Below are 16,675 nucleotides of genomic sequence, written 5' to 3' on the forward strand. Positions count from 1 at the left end.
ATGGCAGTCGAACTGAACAAACCCGTCGCCGATTTCCAGGCCCCCGCCACCAGCGGCGTCGAATTCCGCCTGTCCGAACTCAAGGGCAAGCAGATCGTCCTGTACTTCTACCCCAAGGACAGCACGCCTGGCTGCACTACCGAAGGCCAGGGCTTCCGCGACAAGATCGAGGACTTCGCCAAGGCCAACACCCTCGTGTTCGGCGTTTCCCGCGATGGCATCAAGTCCCACGAGAACTTCAAGGCCAAGCAGTGCTTCCCCTTCGAACTGATCAGCGACAAGGACGAAGCCGTCTGCCAGCTGTTCGACGTGATCAAGCTGAAGAAGCTCTACGGCAAGGAATACATGGGTGTTGACCGCAGCACCTTCCTGATCGACGCCAAGGGCGTGCTGCGCCAGGAGTGGCGCGGTGTGAAAGTGCCCGGCCACGTGGATGCCGTGCTCGCCGCCGCCCAGGCGCTGAACCAGTAAGCCACTCAGCCAGCTCCATGAAAAAGGCCGCTGATCAGCGGCCTTTTTCCGTTCCCGACGTCACATCATCGGGCTGACCTGCGGCTGCACCGCCGATTGGCGCGGCCAGGCATCCAGGACAGCCTTCACCAGGGTCGCCAGCGGAATGGCGAAGAACACTCCCCAGAAGCCCCACAGCCCGCCGAACAACAGCACCGCACAGATGATCGCCACCGGATGCAGGTTCACTGCCTCGGAGAACAGCAGCGGCACCAGCACGTTGCCATCCAGCGCCTGGATGATCGCGTGGGCTGCCATCAGGTAGATGAACTGGTCGCTCCAGCCCCACTGGAACAGCGCGATCATCGCGACCGGGACCGTGACCACGACTGCGCCGATGTAGGGCACTACCACCGACAGACCAACCAGCAGAGCGAGGAGCGCCGCGTAGTTCAGGCCGAGCACGGCGAAGGCGATGTAGGTCACCACGCCGGTGATGAAGATCTCGATGACCTTGCCGCGAATGTAGTTCGCAATCTGCTGGTTCATCTCGTTCCACACCTGCTTCATCAGCCCGCGCTCGCGCGGCAGGTAGCGGCGGAACCAGTGGTAGAAGCGCCGGCGATCCTTGAGGAAGAAGAACACCAGGATCGGTACCAGCACCAGGTAGATCATGATGTTGACCACCACCGGCAGGCCCGACAGGGAGAAGGTCAGCGCCCACTGGCCAAGCTGCCCCAGCTCGTTGCGCGCCGCCTCGACGGTACGCAGCACCTGTTCCTCGGTCACCATGTCCGGGTAGCGCTCAGGCAGCATCAGCAGCGTCGCCTGCCACTCGCCGAGCATGCCGGGCAGCTCGTTGAACAGGGTGAAGAGCTGCTTCCACAGCAGCGGCACCAGCACCAGCAGGAACACCGCGAGCAGGCCGAGGAACAGCGAATACACCAGCCACACCGCGAACAGGTGCGGCACGCGCAGGCGCTCCAGTACACCGACCATGCCCTGGATCAGGAAGGCGATGACCATCGCCGCCAGCACCGGAGCGAGCATCCCGCCGAAAGCCAGGATGACGGTGAACCCGAGCCCGAGAATGACCGCCAGCACTATCGCCTCCTCGTCGGAGAAATAGCGCTGCATCCAGTCCTGCAAAACCTTGAGCATGTAAGGGCCTACGAAACGACAAAGGGTAACGTCCCGGTGACCCGGAAACTTCAGAGCTACTTCTTGCGAAGCCAGTAGCGATAGACGCCGCCTTCGACCTCTTCATGCAGCAGCGAGTGCCCGGCAAGATCGGCAAAAACGCGGAAGTCGCGCTGGGAGCCAGCGTCGGTGGCTATCACCTTGAGCACCGCCCCGCTGGGCAGCTTGTTCAGCTCGAGCTTGGCCTTGAGCAGCGGCAACGGACAATTGAGACCGCTGGCGTCCAGCTCCGCGTCATAGGCGGGGACGGACGGCGTGGAATCGGACATCGAAACGAACTCCGGTCAGGGCGCCCAAGAATACCGAAAGCCTTGGAAAAGTAACCAGGCCCAGGCAAGACGGTGTTCATTAATCAAGCCGTCAGCATCAAGGCCTAAAAGGAGGACCAAGTGAAAATACCCATTTCGAATTGCGCCGCACTTCCGCCCTGCAAACTAGGCATAGGCGTTAGCGTGCGGCTAAAGTAGAGCCTTTCTCGGAACGAGCCTCGTGTACATGAAAGTACTCCGCCCTGCCCTGCTGTCGCTCGCTGTCGCCCTCGCCACGCCGGCCCTGGCGGACGACTTGCCGTCTCTGGGCGATGCCAGCTCGTCCATCGTCTCTCCGGAGCAGGAATTCCAGCTCGGCCGCGCCTGGCTGAGCATGCTGCGCAACCAGGTCGATACGCTCAACGACCCGCAACTCAAGGATTACGTCGAGTCCAGCGTTTACCGCCTGGCGGAGTCCAGTGAACTGCAGGACCACCGCCTGGCCTTCATCCTGATCCGCGACAAACAGATCAACGCCTTTGCCGCCCCTGGCGGCGTGGTCGGCGTCAATGGCGGCCTGTTCATCTATGCCCAGACCGAAGGCGAATACATCGCAGTACTGGCACACGAACTCGGCCACTTGAGCCAACGCCACTTCGCCCGTGGCATCGAGGCGCAACAGCGCATGCAGGTACCGGTGATGGCCGCCATGCTGGCCGGCATTATTGCCGCCGCAGCGGGTGCCGGCGACGCCGGTATCGCTGCCATCGCCGGCACCCAGGCCGCAGCGATCCAGAACCAGTTGCGCTTCTCCCGGCAGAACGAGCAGGAAGCTGACCGCGTCGGCGTCGCCACCATGGTCCGCGCCGGCTACGACCCGCGCTCCATGCCCAACATGTTCGAGCGCCTGGCGCGCCAGTACCGCTACGAGGGCAAGCCGCCGGAATTCCTACTGACTCACCCGGTGACCGAATCGCGTATCGCCGACACCCGCAACCGCGCCGAGCAATACCCCAAGGGCGGCAAGGAAGACTCGCTGCGCTACGAGCTGATGCGCGCCCGCGTCCAGCAGATGTTCGAGGACACCCCGGGCATGGCCAGCAAACAGTTCCGCGCGCAGCTCGATGAAGACCCGAAGAACGATGCCGCCCGCTATGGCCTGGCGCTGTCGCAGACCAAGATCGGCCAGCTCAACGACGCCCGCAACAACCTCCAGCAACTGCTGGCCAAGGCACCCAACGACATCAGCTACAACCTGGCGATGTCCGACCTGGACATCACCGCCAACAAGTTGCCCGATGCCCAGGCGCGCGTGCAGAAAATGCTAACCCAGTACCCGGACAGCTATCCGCTGATCCAGGCCAACGCCGACCTGATGATGAAGACCAACCGCGCCGCCGACGCCGAGAAGACGCTGTTCAAGCTGTCCCAGCGCCGCCCGCTGGACCCGGACGTGTGGAACCGCCTGGCCGATGCCTGCACCCTGAGCGGAAACGCCATCGGCGTATACCAGGCCCGCGCGGAGTACTACGCGCTCACCGGCGACTACAAGCAGGCGATCGAGCAACTGGACTTCGCCAAGCGTCGCGCCGGCGGCAACTTCACCCTGGCTGCGCGCCTGGATGCACGCCAGCAGGAGTTCCGCGACCAGGAACGCATCCTGAAAGAGATGATGGGGCGCTGAGCAACCACGCAGCCCTTACCTGTGCTCGCGAACAGCTTGATGCCACTGATTCCCGTGGTGGGTTCGCGAGCAAGCTCGCTCCCACAAAAGCCTCAAAGAAAAAGCCCGGCATCTGCCGGGCTTTTTCATGGTGCCGAGAGAGTCAGGCGTTGCCCGCCAGTTTCAGCTTCGCCGCCTGGGTGAAGTCGAGCATGCGCTTGAGCGGCTTGATCGCCTTGGGAATCAGCGCCGGGTCGACGAAAATTTCGCCCGAGCCTTCCTTCAGGCATGCCAGGGTGCGCTCCAGGGTGTTCATGGCCATCCACGGGCAGTGCGCACAGCTGCGGCAAGCCGCGCCGTTGCCGGCGGTGGGCGCCTCGATGAACTCCTTATCCGGGCACAGCTGCTGCATCTTGTAGAAGATGCCGCGGTCGGTGGCGACGATGAAGCGCTTGTTCGGCATCGTCTGCGCGGCCTTGATCAATTGGCTGGTGGAGCCCACCGCATCGGCCAACTCAACCACCGCTTCCGGCGACTCCGGGTGCACCAGGATCGCAGCGTCCGGATAGACCGCTTTGAGGTCTTCCAGCTGCTTGGCCTTGAACTCCTCGTGAACGATGCAGGCACCGTCCCAGAGCAGCATGTCCGCACCGGTTTCGCGCTGGATGTAGCGCCCCAGGTGCTGGTCCGGCGCCCAGAGGATCGGCTCGCCGTTGTCCATCAGGTGCTCGACGATCTCCACGGCGCAGCTGGAGGTCACCACCCAGTCCGCACGAGCCTTCACCGCCGCCGAGGTGTTCGCGTAGACAACCACGGTGCGCTCCGGATGCTTGTCGCAGAACGCCGAGAACTCTTCCACCGGGCACCCCAGGTCCAGCGAGCAGGTCGCCTCCAGCGTGGGCATCAACACACGCTTTTCCGGGTTGAGGATCTTCGCGGTCTCGCCCATGAAGCGGACACCAGCCACCACCACGGTCTGCGCGGAGTGCTGGTTGCCGAAGCGGGCCATTTCCAGCGAATCGGAAACGCAACCGCCGGTCTCTTCAGCCAGCGCCTGGATCACCGGATCGCAGTAATAGTGCGCGACAAGCACAGCGTTCTGCGCCTTCAATTCGGCAGCGATGGCCGCACGGTAGTCGGCCTCTTCCTCTGCGCTCAGCACCCGCGGCTGTTTCGCCGCCAGATGGGCCTGGACCAGAAGGCGTTCGGAAATCTGGGACATCGTGTGGAAACCTCAACAGGCACGGTCTGATTATGCCGGCGATTTTATCACCACCATCCCTCGTCGCGGCGGGCCGAGAAGTGCCGCGCGGCGGACTTTTTCCGGCACATGGCAAAAGCCCCGTGACCTTTCGATCACGGGGCTTTCACAAGATTTGATGGTGGGTCGTGTAGGATTCGAACCTACGACCAATTGGTTAAAAGACAATTGGACTAGGAGCGTCTAGGAAGGGGTTCTCCGGCCCCGTGAATGCCCAGAGCTCTAGGCACGCAGCCTCTAATGCAACCCACATTAGAGGCATTTGTAATGAAAAAAGCAGGTATTATTTCCACCAAAGGCGGTACCGGCAAAACCACCAGTTCGACCAACCTGGGCGCTTTTGTCGCAGATGCTGGACTGCGTACCCTCCTGATCGATCTCGATCCGGTCCAACCTTCCGGATCTTCCTACTACCCTCTCGCCCATGAAGCTCCTGGCGGTCTTTACGACCTCCTAGCCTTCAATAACACCGATCCGGAACGGATTGTTTCTCGCACCAACATCCCCAATCTGGATGTGATTGTCTCCAACGACATCAACAACCAGCTGAACAACCTCCTACTCCAGGCTCCCGACGGACGGTTGCGACTCGCCAATCTGATGCCAGCTTTCGCTGACCAGTACGACCTAGTGCTCTTTGACACCCAGGGCGCACGCTCGGCCATGCTGGAAATGGTCGTGCTTGCCTCCGACGTCGCCCTCTCCCCCCTGCCACCGAACATGCTGGCGGCCCGAGAATTCAATCGCGGCACCATGCACATGATGGCGGGGCTTCATACCTACAGCCGCCTGGGGCTGAACATCCCCCACATAAACATCATCATCAACGGGCTCGACCAAACGGCAGACGCCCGCCAGATCCACGAGACTGTCCGCGAAGTATTCGATGGCAACCCAGACGTCTCCGTGCTGGATACCATCGTCCCCCAGGCGGTCGTCTTCAGAAAGGCCGCCTCCCAGGGCGTTCCTGCCCACCGACTGGAATACAGCCAGCCCTCCAATCGCCAGGCGCCGTCAGCACTGAGCATCATCCGCAGCCTCGCCATCGAGGTTTTCCCCGAGTGGCGCGACCGCTTCGAGGCGATGACCGAGGAGAAGGTCGCCCAGATCGTCAAGGGAGGCCGCTGAAATGGCCAAGAAACCTGTCGATATCACCCATGCCAGCGGGATCACCCCTGAAGTGGTGCTGAAGCTAGGCGAGCTGTACAGCGCCAAGGACCTTCGCAGCGTCCAGACAAAGCTGACCTCTGTTTCTGGTGAGCTTCGCAAGATCGGCCAACGCTGGACTACGAGATCCGGCCTATTGGGGCGACTCGGGGAGCACCTGACAGCAGACCAACGGCAGCTCCTGCTCGATGCCGCGCATCTGATCGACTCGGTCGGCAACAACGTCGTGCATGCCAAAGAAAAGCGCCAACGTACCGAGAAGGAAGCGCAACGGCGCCGAGAGGCTCGCGATAAGCGCGCCAAGCAACTGGTTGCTGCTCAATATCCCCTTCCAGCAGCTCCGAATGCCAATGAGGACCTGCTGGAAATCGTGAAAACCGCGCTGATTTACAACCGGGCGCGCGTTCTCCATACCTTCTACTCCCCCATTCAGTTCTGCCAAAAACACGGGCCAGACCTGGGCACTTCTGGGGTGCACTTCGGCACCAAGCGCGAACGAAATTACTCCGACCTTTTCTTCCAGATCACCTATCTACGGTCCGAACTGATCACCGCAATTCAGGAGGAGCTCAGCTACGACGACGGTTCCGAAGTCGAAGAGCGCCTGGCTGCGATGAAACAGCGGGTGGCTGACCAGGTCAGCCAAGCTGCTTTGACCAACCAGGAGAAGGAAGTAATCGAGCTTTGGCGCAAAGCGCTGAACAGCTTCACTCCGCCGCCTTCCTCGACGGGTTCGCAGGAGGGGCAGGCATGAACGGTGATGCCAAGAAGCCAGTCACGCTGGCAATGCTGCAGGGACGCCTAGCGACTATCCAGCGCCAAGATGCGACTGCAGCCGATCTCCCCCTGAACGTCTCCATCAACGGAGTCGGCTTTTCACTTCACAGCAGCAACTTCCAGGTCTCCGAGAAGGGGTGCCTGGAGCTTTCTCTTTCCACCAAAGAAGTGCACTCGCCGGCGCTGGCTGGCAGCCAGAGCGCCCTGGGCGCGGTCCTCAAGACCATGGACCATGCTCGCGCCGAGCACTCCCTCCAGTTCGGCCCACTGCTCAGCTGCCCGTGCTGCGGATGCTTGGCGGAGCAAACTGACAGTGAATGTGGCCACCGCGTGGAATGCACCTGGTGCGGTCTGGCTACCGAGGTAGAGGTCGACGCTGCAGAAGCTCGTCGCACCTGGAACACCCGGGTGGAGCGCAGCAACGTTCCCTCTCAGGCAGACCGCCCTGCAGCTCAGTGCGAAGCGGACCTGATCGCGTGTGAGGGCCGTCAGGGACAGGCTTATTCGAGGGGCTTGGAACATATCGGAAGCCTGATAACCAAATTCCGCTACGCAATGCAGGAGTTTGCGGAGAAGGGCGGGAGCGAAAACCGCAGTAACGCAATTCACGCCGAGCAGGAGTTGCGTGAAGGCGTAATTGAGAGCTTCCGCGCGCTGACCAACGCCGCAGTGCTGGCTTCGGGAGGTGTGTGATGGCCGGGCAAATGGAAAGAACTCGTAAGTGGTACGGCGTTCCGGCCAAGCGCGGGATGCGAGTGCTCTACACCGGGTGCGGGAAGAAGGAGTTCGGCACCATCCGCAGCGCCAAGGATTGCCGACTGAACGTGCAGTTGGATGGCCTCAAGCACACCATGCCGTTCCATCCGACGTGGGAGCTGCAATACGAGCCTCGCAAGCCTCTCAGCACCTTGAGCGAGGGCCAGGCCTGATGGATAAGCAGAAAGTCCTGGACAAGGTGGCCAAGCTGATGGCTCTGGCCAATTCCAACGGTGCCACGCCGAATGAAGTCGAAACTGCGCTCCGTCAGGCACGCGCGCTCATGTCCCAGTACAACTTGGAGCATGAGGATATCCGCGCAAGCCTGGTTGACGAAGCCAGCGTCCCGACCCATACCCGCCGTTCTCCTGCAGACTGGCATCACTCGCTTGCCCTTGCCTGCGCTGAGGCCTTCGACTGCAGTTACCTCTCTTACTACCGCCACGGTCACGGCTATTGCTTCAAGTTTCTGGGCAAGGGTGTGGGCCCTGACCTGGCTGCGTATACCTACAGCAGCCTGCTCAACCAGCTGCAGAAAGCTCGCCGCGAGCACGTCGCCCAGCTATCGCGTTGCCAGCTGAAGACCAAGCGGCGCCGCGGACAGCTGTTCGCGGAAGGCTGGATACGTGCCGTTGCGCAGAAGGTCGACCAATTCGCCACGGGCATGAGCTCCGACACTCGCTCTGAAATCAGCGCCTATCTCAGCCTGCACCACCCGAACCTCCAGCACACCAACATAAGCTCGACGCCTGCCAAGGGCCATGATCGCAGCTCGTTGCACGCTGGATGGGAGGCAGGCAAGAAGGCCCAGTTGCGTCGTGGTGTCGGCCGGGATCCCCTGGCAGCGCTTGCGCACGGGGGTGCCAGATGAACCACCTGGACCTCTCCCCTCCTCATTCGATTGAAGCTGAGCAGGGTGTCCTTGGCGGGCTGATGCTCGACAACGAGGCATGGGACCTGGTCGGCGATCAGTTGCAGGAGGAGGACTTCTACCGTCGTGAGCACAAACTGATTTTCAAAGCGATCAGTGACCTTGCTTCGAAGAACAGCCCCTTCGACATCGTCACTATCGGTGAAGCGCTGGAGGCTCATGAGGAAGTAGGCGGCCTGGCCTATTTGGCTGAGCTGGCCATGAACACTCCGTCGGTTGCGAATATCCAGCACTACGCTGCGATCGTGGGCAACCGGTCGCACCTTCGTCAGCTGATGACCCTGGGCTACCAGTGCTCGCGCGCCGCTACTGACCAACAGGCTGATGCCAACGAGGTCCAGGAGTCGATCGAGCAGCAGCTGTTCGCACTGGGTGAAGGCCGGTCGACCTCCGAGTTCGTGAACGTCCGCGACACAATGATCAAGGTCGTCGACCAGATCGATCAGAACTTCAACGGCAACGTCACGGTGACCGGGGTTTCAACTGGCCTGGACGATCTCGATGAGCTGACCTCGGGACTCCAGCCTGCCGACCTGGTCATAGTCGGCGCCCGTCCCTCGATGGGCAAAACCTCGTTCTGCTTGAGCATCGTCGACGCTGCGCTGAAGTCGCGCCCGGATCAGACGGTCCAGGTGTACAGCATGGAGATGCCAGCCCAGGCCCTAGTGTATCGGCTGCTAGCCATTCTTGGACGTATTGATCTCTCAAGGCTGCTGAAGGGCAGACTCGAGGAAGAGGACTGGCAAAAACTGACCGGCGCCGTGGCACGCATGGACGGGTATGGAACACGGCTGGTCATGGACGATACCGGCAACCTCACGCCGATGCAGCTTCGAGCCAAGGCGCGCCGAGCTGCTCGTCGCTACGGAAAACCGTCATTGATCATGGCCGACTACCTGCAGCTCATGCGCAGCCCCGGCCAAGAGAACAGAGCCAACGAGATCAGCGAGATCTCGCGCTCGCTGAAGGCCTTGGCGAAGGAGATGGATTGCCCGGTTATAGCCCTTTCCCAGCTGAACCGAGATCTCGAACGCCGTCCGAACAAACGCCCCATCTGCGCGGACCTCAGGGACAGCGGCGCCATCGAGCAGGACGCCGACCTGATCCTCTTCGTGTATCGGGACGAGGTGTACAACCCCGATACCGAGGCCAAAGGCATCGCAGAGCTGATCGTCGGAAAGAACCGTAACGGTCCGACCGGAACCGTCCGCACCGCCTTCATCCCCCAGCAGACGCGATTCGCCAATCTCAGTGCGCATGAGCTGCAAGGAGCATTCGCATGACGTCCAGTCAGCACTCCCCCATCACCCATTGGTGCCGCAACTGCGGGACTCACCATCCGCTGCAGAACGTACGCCAGTTCGTTCCGGCCGAAACCAGCCCTGAAGGCGAGATCGAGGTCCTCACCTGCCCCGTTTGCGGTAGCTACGACATCGATGAACTGCAGGAGGTGGACCATGCGCGCTGATGGAGCTTTCCCTGCTATCGCCGCCGGCGTTCCGTTCGAAGCCTCTGCTCTGGCTCACGCTCATCGCGCCGGTCTGAACGCCATCGAGCTCGACGCCCTCAGCCAAGTCATTACGCGGCTCGGTCGTGACCACAGCACTGTCGCCCCTGCTGCGCTCCACGCTGAGCTCAGGGAGTTCGAGAAGCTGCAGTACATCGAGATCCTCGAAACCGACGCAGGCACGCTAGAGCTCAGCCTGAAGGCACCTGGCGCGCTGCTCTCCAACTACTTCTGGGCGGTCTGGGTTCCAAAGTATCTGTTCAGTTGTTCGCTCAAGGTCGGAGTGATCCCCTCTCTTTCCGGCCAGGCCGAAGCGCATCACTGCACTGTGGTGTTTCGCATTCCCGGTGCCCGGGAGGCTGCACGCGAGTTCCTCACTGAACTGGCAACCCGCTATCCCGGCGATTCCCCTGAGATCGTGGCTGTCCAGGCCGGCGATGCTCTCAACCAGGAGGTCGCACCATGAGCGCAACCTCCCGCGAGTGCGTAGTGAAATTCGACGGAGCTGGGTTCTTCACCAACACCGTGAAAGGCAAGCGCGCAAGCTGCACCTGGAGCGATCAGATCGCTGCACAGCGCCTGGCCGACCGCCTCTTCGGCGAAGGCCAAGGTGTGATCGCCAAGCTGCCGGCGCAGCCTGGTGACAAAGCGAACTACATCGAGAGCCGCTGGAGTCTGAGCGGAGGTCGTGATGTCTGAGATCACCACCTTCCGCCCACTGCACCGTATCCACAACAACGAGCTACGCCTTGAGCTGCTGCTGCGTGCTGGTCCCACGTGGATCTGCATGCACTGCGGTTATCACCTGGACGGTGGCGGCGAGATGCCTTGCCCGGACTGCGGAAAATGCCGCACGTGGACCAGCGGCTGGAACGTGGAGCGCGGCCACCGGTTCTGGCCTTGCCGCCAGGACTGGGAGGCACGCTTGTTCACCCAGTTCCGAGCGACTGCAGCTGAAGTCTGCCCTGCAGGCGCCGGCGGTGCTCTGGTCCTCGAGCAGCTGCAGGAAGAAGTGCAACTGCTCCGCTCATCGCATGACGAGATTGCCTGCCAACGGCACCAACTGGATAAGCACCTGAAGCGCTTGGTAGAGCGCCTCCTCGAGGCAGCTCGCACCGGAACCCTTCCAGCAGGCCTGCAGGACATGGAGACCTGGCTTCAGCAGCAGGAGGAAACCGCTAATGCGTAATTTCCTCCGCGGCGCCCAAGAAGGCTTGAAACGCCTGGTCATCACTGCTGAACAACTCGGATGGAGCGCAAGCCGCACCGCCGGCGGCCACGTCAAATTCAGCAAGCCTGGCCGGCTGCCCATCTTCACCTCTTTCACCGCCAGCGACTGCCATTCGGCCCTCAACGCTCTCGCGCGCCTCCGCCGCGCCGACGTTCAGGCGGCCCAGTCGTCCTGTCAGGAGATCATCTAATGCCCATTCGTCACGCCATCGTCCACCTGATCGACAAGAAGCCCGACGGCAACCCATCTGCACTGCATATCAGTGGTGTCGAGCTGGTCGATTCCCAGGCTATGGAAAACCTCATGGCCGACCTCAACGAGAGCTACAACGCCAAGCCGAACAAGGCCTGGGGCCTTTTCCATGGCGAATCCGGCGCCTACCCGCTAAGCGGTTGGCTGAACGAGTTCCTGGTTGGCAGCATGGACTTTGTCGAGTTCAGCCGCCATGCAGTGGAACAGCTCGCGCATTTGATGGAGGAGTCCAATCTCTCCACTGGCGGCCACGTGCTGTTCTGCCATTACCAGCAAGGCATGACCGACTACCTGTCCATCGCCCTCCTCCACCACAGCGAAGGAGTGGCGGTGACCGAGGCGCTAGAAGTAACTCCCTCGCGCCATCTTGACCTCAGCAAGCTGCACATGGCCGCGCGGATCAACATCTCCGAGTGGCAGAACAACAAGACGTCCAAACAGTACATCTCGTTCATCAGGGGCAAAAGCGGAAAGAAGGTCTCGGACTACTTCTGCGACTTCATCGGCTGCACCGAGGGCGTCGACGGCCCGAGCGAGACCCGCACCCTGCTCAAGGCCTTCAGCGACTTCGTGGAAAGCGAAGACCTGCCCGAAGARCAGGCCCGCGAGARGACCGAYGTGCTRGTGGAYTACGCCACCAGCCAGGCSAAGATCGGCGAGCCGATGGCCCTSGACGCRCTCTCCGARCTGATGGACGACCAGGCRCCGCGCGCCTTCTACGACTACATCCGCAACAAGGATTACGGCCTGTCGCCAGAGTTCCCGGCGGACAAACGCACCCTCAACCAGTTCCGCCGCTTCACTGGCCGCGCGGAAGGCCTGTCGATCAGCTTTGAGGCCCACCTGCTGGGCAGCAAGGTCGAGTACGACGGAGAGCGCGACGTGCTGACCATTCGTGGCCTCCCGACCCAGCTGCACGACCAGCTGAAGCGTCGCTGAGAAACCTGCCGCCAGAATTCCGGAGAAATGACATGAGCGCTGATCGCCAAACCGCCACCAAAGAGCCCGAAGACAAATTCGTAGTCCGCATGCCCTGTGGGATGAAAAGCCGCATTGCCGAGCTGGCCAAGGACAACGACCGATCCTTGAATCGCGAGATCCTCCATCGCCTGGAGCGCGTTGACGAACTGGAGTCGCAGATCCAGCGAGCCAACCAGGTCATCGACCGGCTGCTGTCCCAGCAGCCTACTGGTGCCGACTCCGCCAACGACGCGCGGGGACTGTAATCATGGCCGAGCCGATCTCCCTGAAAGACGCCATGCTCAAGCCTGGCTTCCAGCCGCAGGCCGCTCCCGTGGCGCAACTCAGCGATCCCGTCGTTGACACCCCGATGGTGCTGACGCTGGATGACGTCCTTCCGTATGACGACAACCCTCGGACGACTCGCAACCCGAAGTACGAGGAAATTAAAGCCTCCATCAAGGCCCGCGGCCTTGATACGCCCCCGCCAGTCACTCGCCGACCAGGCGAACAAAAGCATCGCATCCGCAACGGGGGCAACACTCGCCTGGCCATCCTGAAAGAGCTTTACCAGGAGACCGGCGACGAGCGCTTTTATCGGTTCCACTGCCTGTTCCGCCCTTGGGATCAAGCCCGGGGCGAGATTCTTTCCTTGGTAGGGCACTTGGCCGAGAACGACCTGAAAGGCGATCTCAAGTTCATTGAGCGCGCTGTGGGCATCGATAAGGCCAAAACTCACTATGAGGCAGAGACTGGCCAAGCAGTATCGCAAAGAGAACTGTCGCGACGCCTAGCCGCAGATGGCTATCCCGTTTCGCAATCCCACATCAGCCGCATGCTCGACGCCATTCGATACCTACTACCTGCTATTCCGGGAATGCTCTACAGCGGTCTGGGCGTGGACAGAGTCAGCAAAATTCTATCTCTGCGTAAAACAGCCAGCACCTGCTGGGAAAAGCACTACAAAGGTGCCGGCATCGACTTCGAGATGCTCTTTCAGGACGTGCTGGCTCAGTTTGAAGGTGATTCCGAAGAGTTTCTGTTCCAGCGCTTCCAGGATGAGCTGATCGGTCAAATGAAAGGGCCGCTCGGCATCGGCTACGAGGACGTGCTGCTCGAGATCACCCAGCAGCAGGACCAACTGCGCCGTAGCACTCCGGTTGTCGAAGTTCCATCCCCTCCGCCGCCGCCACCTCAAGTTGCCGAAACCGGCGGGACTGAAACCCAGGTGCCCGCTCTACCGCCCCAGCCGACCAGCAAGAACACACCAGCGACCATCCCGCCGTCCCTGCCAGCACGGCAGGGGACGCGGATCACCACTACTCCTGACATCAACCAGATGACTGCCGAAGACCGTCAGGCTCGAATCGATGGTCATGTCGCCGCCCCTGCGAACATCAGCTCTCGTGTAGTGGAAATGAAGCAGAAGATGGCCGCGCTGGATGGCGAGCAACTGCCTGACTTCAATGCCAATGCACTCATCGCCATCCCGGTCCAGGCCGGTGGACTGCACCCCATCAGCGACCTCTGGTATATCGAGCGCGAGATCGATGCGGCCGACCAACTGCGTAAGCACATCGCCAACCTGGCTGTGGAAATACTTCAGGCTGTTGGCGCCCCCGGTGACATCTTCGAGGTAGATGGCGGCATCGGGTTCTCCTACCGGCAGCCCCAGGAAGAAATTGAAATCACCGCGACTGCCCATCACACAGTGACGCTCCTCCAGTCACTCAGCGGTGCAACGGCAATCGCTCTGAAACTACTGGAGGATCAGCCCGAAGCCCGCGATGGCCTCATGGAGTTCGAATTTGCTGCGGGTCTCGGCCAACTGCTCCTCGGGCAGCCGATGGCAAAAGACCAGGTCCCGGACGACCGAGGTCGACTGAGCGACGGCGCACTGGTCAAGTTGTTCCGGATCGTGCGCCTCGCCCGTCGCCTCATCGACCTGGAGATCCAAGAGCACGCTCAGCACACACCAGCCCTCGACAGCTGATCGCGGACGATTACGGGAGGGAATCGCAATGTCCAAGTCGCCAATAAACGAAGCTGTGCTGTCGCAGATACTGAACCTGATGCGCAACGGTCAGCTGAATCGCTGTATCGAGATGGGGCTTGCCCCCGAGGTACTGGGCCAAATCCAGCACCCTACCATTATGAGCCTGCTGCTCAATACCCCAGTCACCTGGGCCAAGGTCAGCATCGACGAGTCCATCGTCATGAAGCTGATCTCCGGCGCTGCGCGTTCTGAAGAAGAAATGCGGCTGATCGAGCGCGCAATTCGCCTGGGAGCAACCACGAATCTGCTCAACAAGTTCTTCGGACTGTCGCCTCAAGAAATTGCTCTGCAGCGTGCGGTCATCGGGGTGAAGACGCCTAGAGGTCGCTGGCCTGAGCTTTCAGAGGACCAAGACCACCTGGTCTGGCACAGATGGGTCCACCTCATGGAAGAGAACCAGGTAGACCTGAAGGACAGCCTGGCCATGCTCGACGTTGCCATGCTGGTCGCCGAAGAGCTGATTACCGATGGGCTGACGCTGGCTCAAATCTGGCATCGCATCACGAGCTGGATCAGCCAGGGAGTCTATCCGCCCAACAAAGAAAACCCGTGGCGCCATAGTGCCCAGATGCTGCTGCTCCACGAACAACAACAGGTGGTGGCTGTCACCTCCGAGGAAGGCGACGAAGCAAGATGAAGCTCGCCCGGTTCCCCATTTCAACGCTCCTAGATTCGGCCTCGGGACACCTCGAGGCCCATTTGCAAAAGAAGAGAGCACAGGAGACCGCTACCCAGTCCGCCCCCCCTTCGCAGTACGCAGGGATCATCTTTAGCGGGAACCCCCATGAGACGGTTCCACGAAAATTGCTGCTCGACAACCGCCTGACGCCACTCGAAAGAAACTGCTGGCAGGTCTTCCGCTTGCTCGTCAATGAAGACGGCGTTACCGCATTCCCGACTTACGACCAGCTCCGCCCCTATCTGGGGATGAACCCCGGGAAACACGCTTCCAGGGAAACAGTATCGAAAGCATTGACCGTGCTCCGGCTCACACGCTGGCTGAGCCTTGGACGCAGAGTACGCAATGAGGTAAGCGGCCAGGTGCAGGGCAACGTTTACCTCCTACATGATGAACCTGTAACCCCAGCTGAAGCCATCGAGTTCGACAAGGACTACATGCAGCTGCTGCTCCAATCTATGGAGCATCAAAACAAGGCCATCAAGGAAGTGGCGGAGATTTCCTGGCGCGAGTTTACCGGTGACCCGGACGTAGGACGCCGCCTTCCGACGCACGTCGATACGATTGCTGAGCGTCTGAATGGTCAGGCCTGGGCAGTCGAGAGCAAGCTGCACGCTTTTCCAGCCCCTGAGTTCGGAATCCGAACTCAGTACGAAATCAGCGAGGCGTCACTGAGTTCGGATGCCGAACTCAGTGCGAACCCTGCGAAACAAGGCGCTCTACCCCTCAGTTCGGAATCCGAACTCAGTGGAAATTCACCGAGTACACCCTCAGTTCGGAATCCGAACTCATATAGTACGTATACAGATACACACAAAGATGTTTGTAAAAGCTCTGTACTTCCCGCGGGTAATCCAAGGAATGCCGCGGCGAACTGGCTGATTGCCTTGGAAATGCTCAGCGCAGAGAACCGGAGCAGGGCCCGATCGATCATGCAAACGGTCCCGGATGACCTTAGGGAACCCGTGATGGGTCAGTGGGCACATCGCTGCATCGAGGGCGAAGTCAGCAAGCCCATGGCTTACCTGTCATCGCTTGCAACGCGTGCTATTCGCGGAGACTTCAACGCTGACTGGCAGCCTAGCCCGCAACTTCAACCCAAGGTCGCTCAAGCGCAACCAGCCCCCCCTACGCCGCCAGTTACCCGCCCTCAGTCCCCACCATCTCAGGCTGGGATGCAGACGGCCAAATCGGCCCTAAGCACGATCTGGCAACAACTGAAACCGAGGCAGGGGGGATCACCGACGGATTGATCAGCCAGTGTCATGATCGCCACCCGACCAAGACATGATCGTCGGCGCCGACGGCATACTGGGTGTTGCGGGCCGCAACACTCGGCCAGGGCCAGGTCCTCGGCGCCAACGGCGAACTGGGTGATGCGGCCCGCATCACTCGGTCAGGACCCGGCCATCGGCGCCGTGGGCGAGTTGGGTGKTGYGGCCCACACCACTCGACCAGGACCAGGTCCTCGGYGCCAACGGCGAACTGGGTGATGCGGCCCGCATCACTCGGTCAGGACCCGGCCATCGGCGCCGTG

At 61.0% G+C, this 16,675-nt stretch carries 21 protein-coding genes; 18 read left to right on the forward strand and 3 right to left on the reverse strand.

Going from position 1 to position 16,675, the window contains the following annotated elements:
- Entirely contained in the window at nucleotides 1–471 is a 471-nt protein-coding gene (locus A9513_RS26325; RefSeq protein ID WP_024763377.1) for a peroxiredoxin, read from the forward strand.
- A 60-nt stretch (nucleotides 472–531) separates the two neighbouring features.
- Here the strand turns inward: A9513_RS26325 and A9513_RS26330 are convergent, their stop codons facing one another.
- The gene (locus tag A9513_RS26330) at nucleotides 532–1,611 is read right to left on the reverse strand and encodes an AI-2E family transporter (protein WP_065086041.1); all 1,080 of its coding nucleotides are present in this window, start codon (nucleotides 1,609–1,611) and stop codon (nucleotides 532–534) included.
- Between the two features lie 56 nt (nucleotides 1,612–1,667).
- Nucleotides 1,668–1,919 (reverse strand): sulfurtransferase TusA family protein, encoded by a 252-nt coding sequence (locus A9513_RS26335; RefSeq protein WP_065086042.1) that lies wholly within the window; start codon nucleotides 1,917–1,919, stop codon nucleotides 1,668–1,670.
- A 226-nt stretch (nucleotides 1,920–2,145) separates the two neighbouring features.
- Between A9513_RS26335 and A9513_RS26340 the strand changes: the two genes are divergently transcribed.
- Nucleotides 2,146–3,582: a M48 family metalloprotease gene (locus tag A9513_RS26340; RefSeq protein ID WP_065086043.1), complete on the forward strand. Its 1,437-nt coding sequence runs from the start codon at nucleotides 2,146–2,148 to the stop codon at nucleotides 3,580–3,582.
- Between the two features lie 142 nt (nucleotides 3,583–3,724).
- On the opposite strand, the gene nadA is transcribed toward A9513_RS26340, so the two are convergent.
- Nucleotides 3,725–4,783, reverse strand: a complete 1,059-nt coding sequence (nadA, locus tag A9513_RS26345) for a quinolinate synthase NadA (protein WP_024763373.1) — start codon at nucleotides 4,781–4,783, stop codon at nucleotides 3,725–3,727.
- A gap of 306 nt (nucleotides 4,784–5,089) precedes the next feature.
- On the opposite strand from nadA, the gene A9513_RS26350 reads away from it, so the two are divergent.
- From A9513_RS26350 to A9513_RS26425, 16 genes are read left to right on the forward strand one after another with little or no spacing between them, the layout of a single operon-like run.
- Nucleotides 5,090–5,950: a ParA family protein gene (locus A9513_RS26350; RefSeq protein WP_043274003.1), complete on the forward strand. Its 861-nt coding sequence runs from the start codon at nucleotides 5,090–5,092 to the stop codon at nucleotides 5,948–5,950.
- Nucleotide 5,951: 1 nt separating this feature from the next.
- Nucleotides 5,952–6,743 carry a hypothetical protein gene (locus A9513_RS26355; protein WP_051879440.1) on the forward strand — a complete coding sequence of 264 codons (792 nt, stop codon included), beginning with the start codon at nucleotides 5,952–5,954 and terminating at the stop codon, nucleotides 6,741–6,743.
- Nucleotides 6,740–7,459: a hypothetical protein gene (locus A9513_RS26360; RefSeq protein WP_043274001.1), complete on the forward strand. Its 720-nt coding sequence runs from the start codon at nucleotides 6,740–6,742 to the stop codon at nucleotides 7,457–7,459. Before A9513_RS26355 ends, A9513_RS26360 begins: the two co-directional genes overlap by 4 nt.
- 11 nt (nucleotides 7,460–7,470) lie before the next feature.
- Entirely contained in the window at nucleotides 7,471–7,695 is a 225-nt protein-coding gene (locus tag A9513_RS26365) for a hypothetical protein (RefSeq protein ID WP_236175872.1), read from the forward strand.
- A complete protein-coding gene (locus A9513_RS26370; RefSeq protein ID WP_043273998.1) occupies nucleotides 7,695–8,393 on the forward strand; it encodes a DUF2786 domain-containing protein in 699 nt (232 codons plus the stop codon). Before A9513_RS26365 ends, A9513_RS26370 begins: the two co-directional genes overlap by 1 nt.
- Nucleotides 8,390–9,736 (forward strand): replicative DNA helicase, encoded by a 1,347-nt coding sequence (dnaB, locus tag A9513_RS26375; RefSeq protein WP_043273996.1) that lies wholly within the window; start codon nucleotides 8,390–8,392, stop codon nucleotides 9,734–9,736. The genes A9513_RS26370 and dnaB overlap by 4 nt, the downstream gene beginning before the upstream one ends.
- A complete protein-coding gene (locus tag A9513_RS26380) occupies nucleotides 9,733–9,921 on the forward strand; it encodes a hypothetical protein (RefSeq protein ID WP_043273995.1) in 189 nt (62 codons plus the stop codon). The genes dnaB and A9513_RS26380 overlap by 4 nt, the downstream gene beginning before the upstream one ends.
- Nucleotides 9,911–10,426 carry a hypothetical protein gene (locus tag A9513_RS26385; RefSeq protein WP_043273994.1) on the forward strand — a complete coding sequence of 172 codons (516 nt, stop codon included), beginning with the start codon at nucleotides 9,911–9,913 and terminating at the stop codon, nucleotides 10,424–10,426. Before A9513_RS26380 ends, A9513_RS26385 begins: the two co-directional genes overlap by 11 nt.
- Nucleotides 10,423–10,659 carry a hypothetical protein gene (locus A9513_RS26390; RefSeq protein WP_043273993.1) on the forward strand — a complete coding sequence of 79 codons (237 nt, stop codon included), beginning with the start codon at nucleotides 10,423–10,425 and terminating at the stop codon, nucleotides 10,657–10,659. Before A9513_RS26385 ends, A9513_RS26390 begins: the two co-directional genes overlap by 4 nt.
- Complete coding sequence (locus A9513_RS35845) at nucleotides 10,652–11,149, forward strand: hypothetical protein (RefSeq protein ID WP_141678532.1); 498 nt, start codon at nucleotides 10,652–10,654, stop codon at nucleotides 11,147–11,149. Before A9513_RS26390 ends, A9513_RS35845 begins: the two co-directional genes overlap by 8 nt.
- On the forward strand, nucleotides 11,142–11,381 hold the full coding sequence (locus A9513_RS26400; protein WP_043273991.1) for a hypothetical protein: 240 nt from the start codon (nucleotides 11,142–11,144) through the stop codon (nucleotides 11,379–11,381). Before A9513_RS35845 ends, A9513_RS26400 begins: the two co-directional genes overlap by 8 nt.
- Nucleotides 11,381–12,382, forward strand: a complete 1,002-nt coding sequence (gene yejK / locus A9513_RS26405; protein ID WP_065086044.1) for a nucleoid-associated protein YejK — start codon at nucleotides 11,381–11,383, stop codon at nucleotides 12,380–12,382. Before A9513_RS26400 ends, yejK begins: the two co-directional genes overlap by 1 nt.
- 32 nt (nucleotides 12,383–12,414) lie before the next feature.
- Complete coding sequence (locus A9513_RS26410; RefSeq protein WP_043273988.1) at nucleotides 12,415–12,669, forward strand: Arc family DNA-binding protein; 255 nt, start codon at nucleotides 12,415–12,417, stop codon at nucleotides 12,667–12,669.
- A 2-nt stretch (nucleotides 12,670–12,671) separates the two neighbouring features.
- Nucleotides 12,672–14,396, forward strand: a complete 1,725-nt coding sequence (locus A9513_RS26415) for a ParB family protein (protein WP_043273987.1) — start codon at nucleotides 12,672–12,674, stop codon at nucleotides 14,394–14,396.
- A gap of 28 nt (nucleotides 14,397–14,424) precedes the next feature.
- Nucleotides 14,425–15,096, forward strand: coding sequence for a DUF2857 domain-containing protein (locus A9513_RS26420; RefSeq protein WP_043273986.1), 672 nt, complete (start codon nucleotides 14,425–14,427; stop codon nucleotides 15,094–15,096).
- Entirely contained in the window at nucleotides 15,093–16,391 is a 1,299-nt protein-coding gene (locus tag A9513_RS26425; protein ID WP_065327869.1) for an STY4528 family pathogenicity island replication protein, read from the forward strand. The genes A9513_RS26420 and A9513_RS26425 overlap by 4 nt, the downstream gene beginning before the upstream one ends.
- The last annotated feature ends 284 nt before the right edge of the window (nucleotides 16,392–16,675 follow it).

This window comes from Pseudomonas sp. AU12215 (assembly GCF_001675465.2).
In the GTDB taxonomy this organism is placed as follows: Bacteria; Pseudomonadota; Gammaproteobacteria; order Pseudomonadales; family Pseudomonadaceae; genus Pseudomonas; species Pseudomonas nitroreducens.

Coding starts and splice junctions, on each gene's coding strand:
- A9513_RS26370 (WP_043273998.1), top strand. CDS start 7,695: ATGGATAAGCAGAAAGTCCTGGACAAGGTGGCCAAGCTGATGGCTCTG.
- A9513_RS26425 (WP_065327869.1), top strand. CDS start 15,093: ATGAAGCTCGCCCGGTTCCCCATTTCAACGCTCCTAGATTCGGCCTCG.
- A9513_RS26350 (WP_043274003.1), top strand. CDS start 5,090: ATGAAAAAAGCAGGTATTATTTCCACCAAAGGCGGTACCGGCAAAACC.
- A9513_RS26360 (WP_043274001.1), top strand. CDS start 6,740: ATGAACGGTGATGCCAAGAAGCCAGTCACGCTGGCAATGCTGCAGGGA.
- A9513_RS26400 (WP_043273991.1), top strand. CDS start 11,142: ATGCGTAATTTCCTCCGCGGCGCCCAAGAAGGCTTGAAACGCCTGGTC.
- A9513_RS26330 (WP_065086041.1), bottom strand. CDS start 1,611: ATGCTCAAGGTTTTGCAGGACTGGATGCAGCGCTATTTCTCCGACGAG.
- A9513_RS26385 (WP_043273994.1), top strand. CDS start 9,911: ATGCGCGCTGATGGAGCTTTCCCTGCTATCGCCGCCGGCGTTCCGTTC.
- A9513_RS26355 (WP_051879440.1), top strand. CDS start 5,952: ATGGCCAAGAAACCTGTCGATATCACCCATGCCAGCGGGATCACCCCT.
- A9513_RS26390 (WP_043273993.1), top strand. CDS start 10,423: ATGAGCGCAACCTCCCGCGAGTGCGTAGTGAAATTCGACGGAGCTGGG.
- A9513_RS26335 (WP_065086042.1), bottom strand. CDS start 1,919: ATGTCCGATTCCACGCCGTCCGTCCCCGCCTATGACGCGGAGCTGGAC.
- A9513_RS26410 (WP_043273988.1), top strand. CDS start 12,415: ATGAGCGCTGATCGCCAAACCGCCACCAAAGAGCCCGAAGACAAATTC.
- A9513_RS26340 (WP_065086043.1), top strand. CDS start 2,146: ATGAAAGTACTCCGCCCTGCCCTGCTGTCGCTCGCTGTCGCCCTCGCC.
- A9513_RS26325 (WP_024763377.1), top strand. CDS start 1: ATGGCAGTCGAACTGAACAAACCCGTCGCCGATTTCCAGGCCCCCGCC.
- nadA (WP_024763373.1), bottom strand. CDS start 4,783: ATGTCCCAGATTTCCGAACGCCTTCTGGTCCAGGCCCATCTGGCGGCG.
- A9513_RS35845 (WP_141678532.1), top strand. CDS start 10,652: ATGTCTGAGATCACCACCTTCCGCCCACTGCACCGTATCCACAACAAC.
- dnaB (WP_043273996.1), top strand. CDS start 8,390: ATGAACCACCTGGACCTCTCCCCTCCTCATTCGATTGAAGCTGAGCAG.
- A9513_RS26420 (WP_043273986.1), top strand. CDS start 14,425: ATGTCCAAGTCGCCAATAAACGAAGCTGTGCTGTCGCAGATACTGAAC.
- A9513_RS26415 (WP_043273987.1), top strand. CDS start 12,672: ATGGCCGAGCCGATCTCCCTGAAAGACGCCATGCTCAAGCCTGGCTTC.
- A9513_RS26380 (WP_043273995.1), top strand. CDS start 9,733: ATGACGTCCAGTCAGCACTCCCCCATCACCCATTGGTGCCGCAACTGC.
- A9513_RS26365 (WP_236175872.1), top strand. CDS start 7,471: ATGGAAAGAACTCGTAAGTGGTACGGCGTTCCGGCCAAGCGCGGGATG.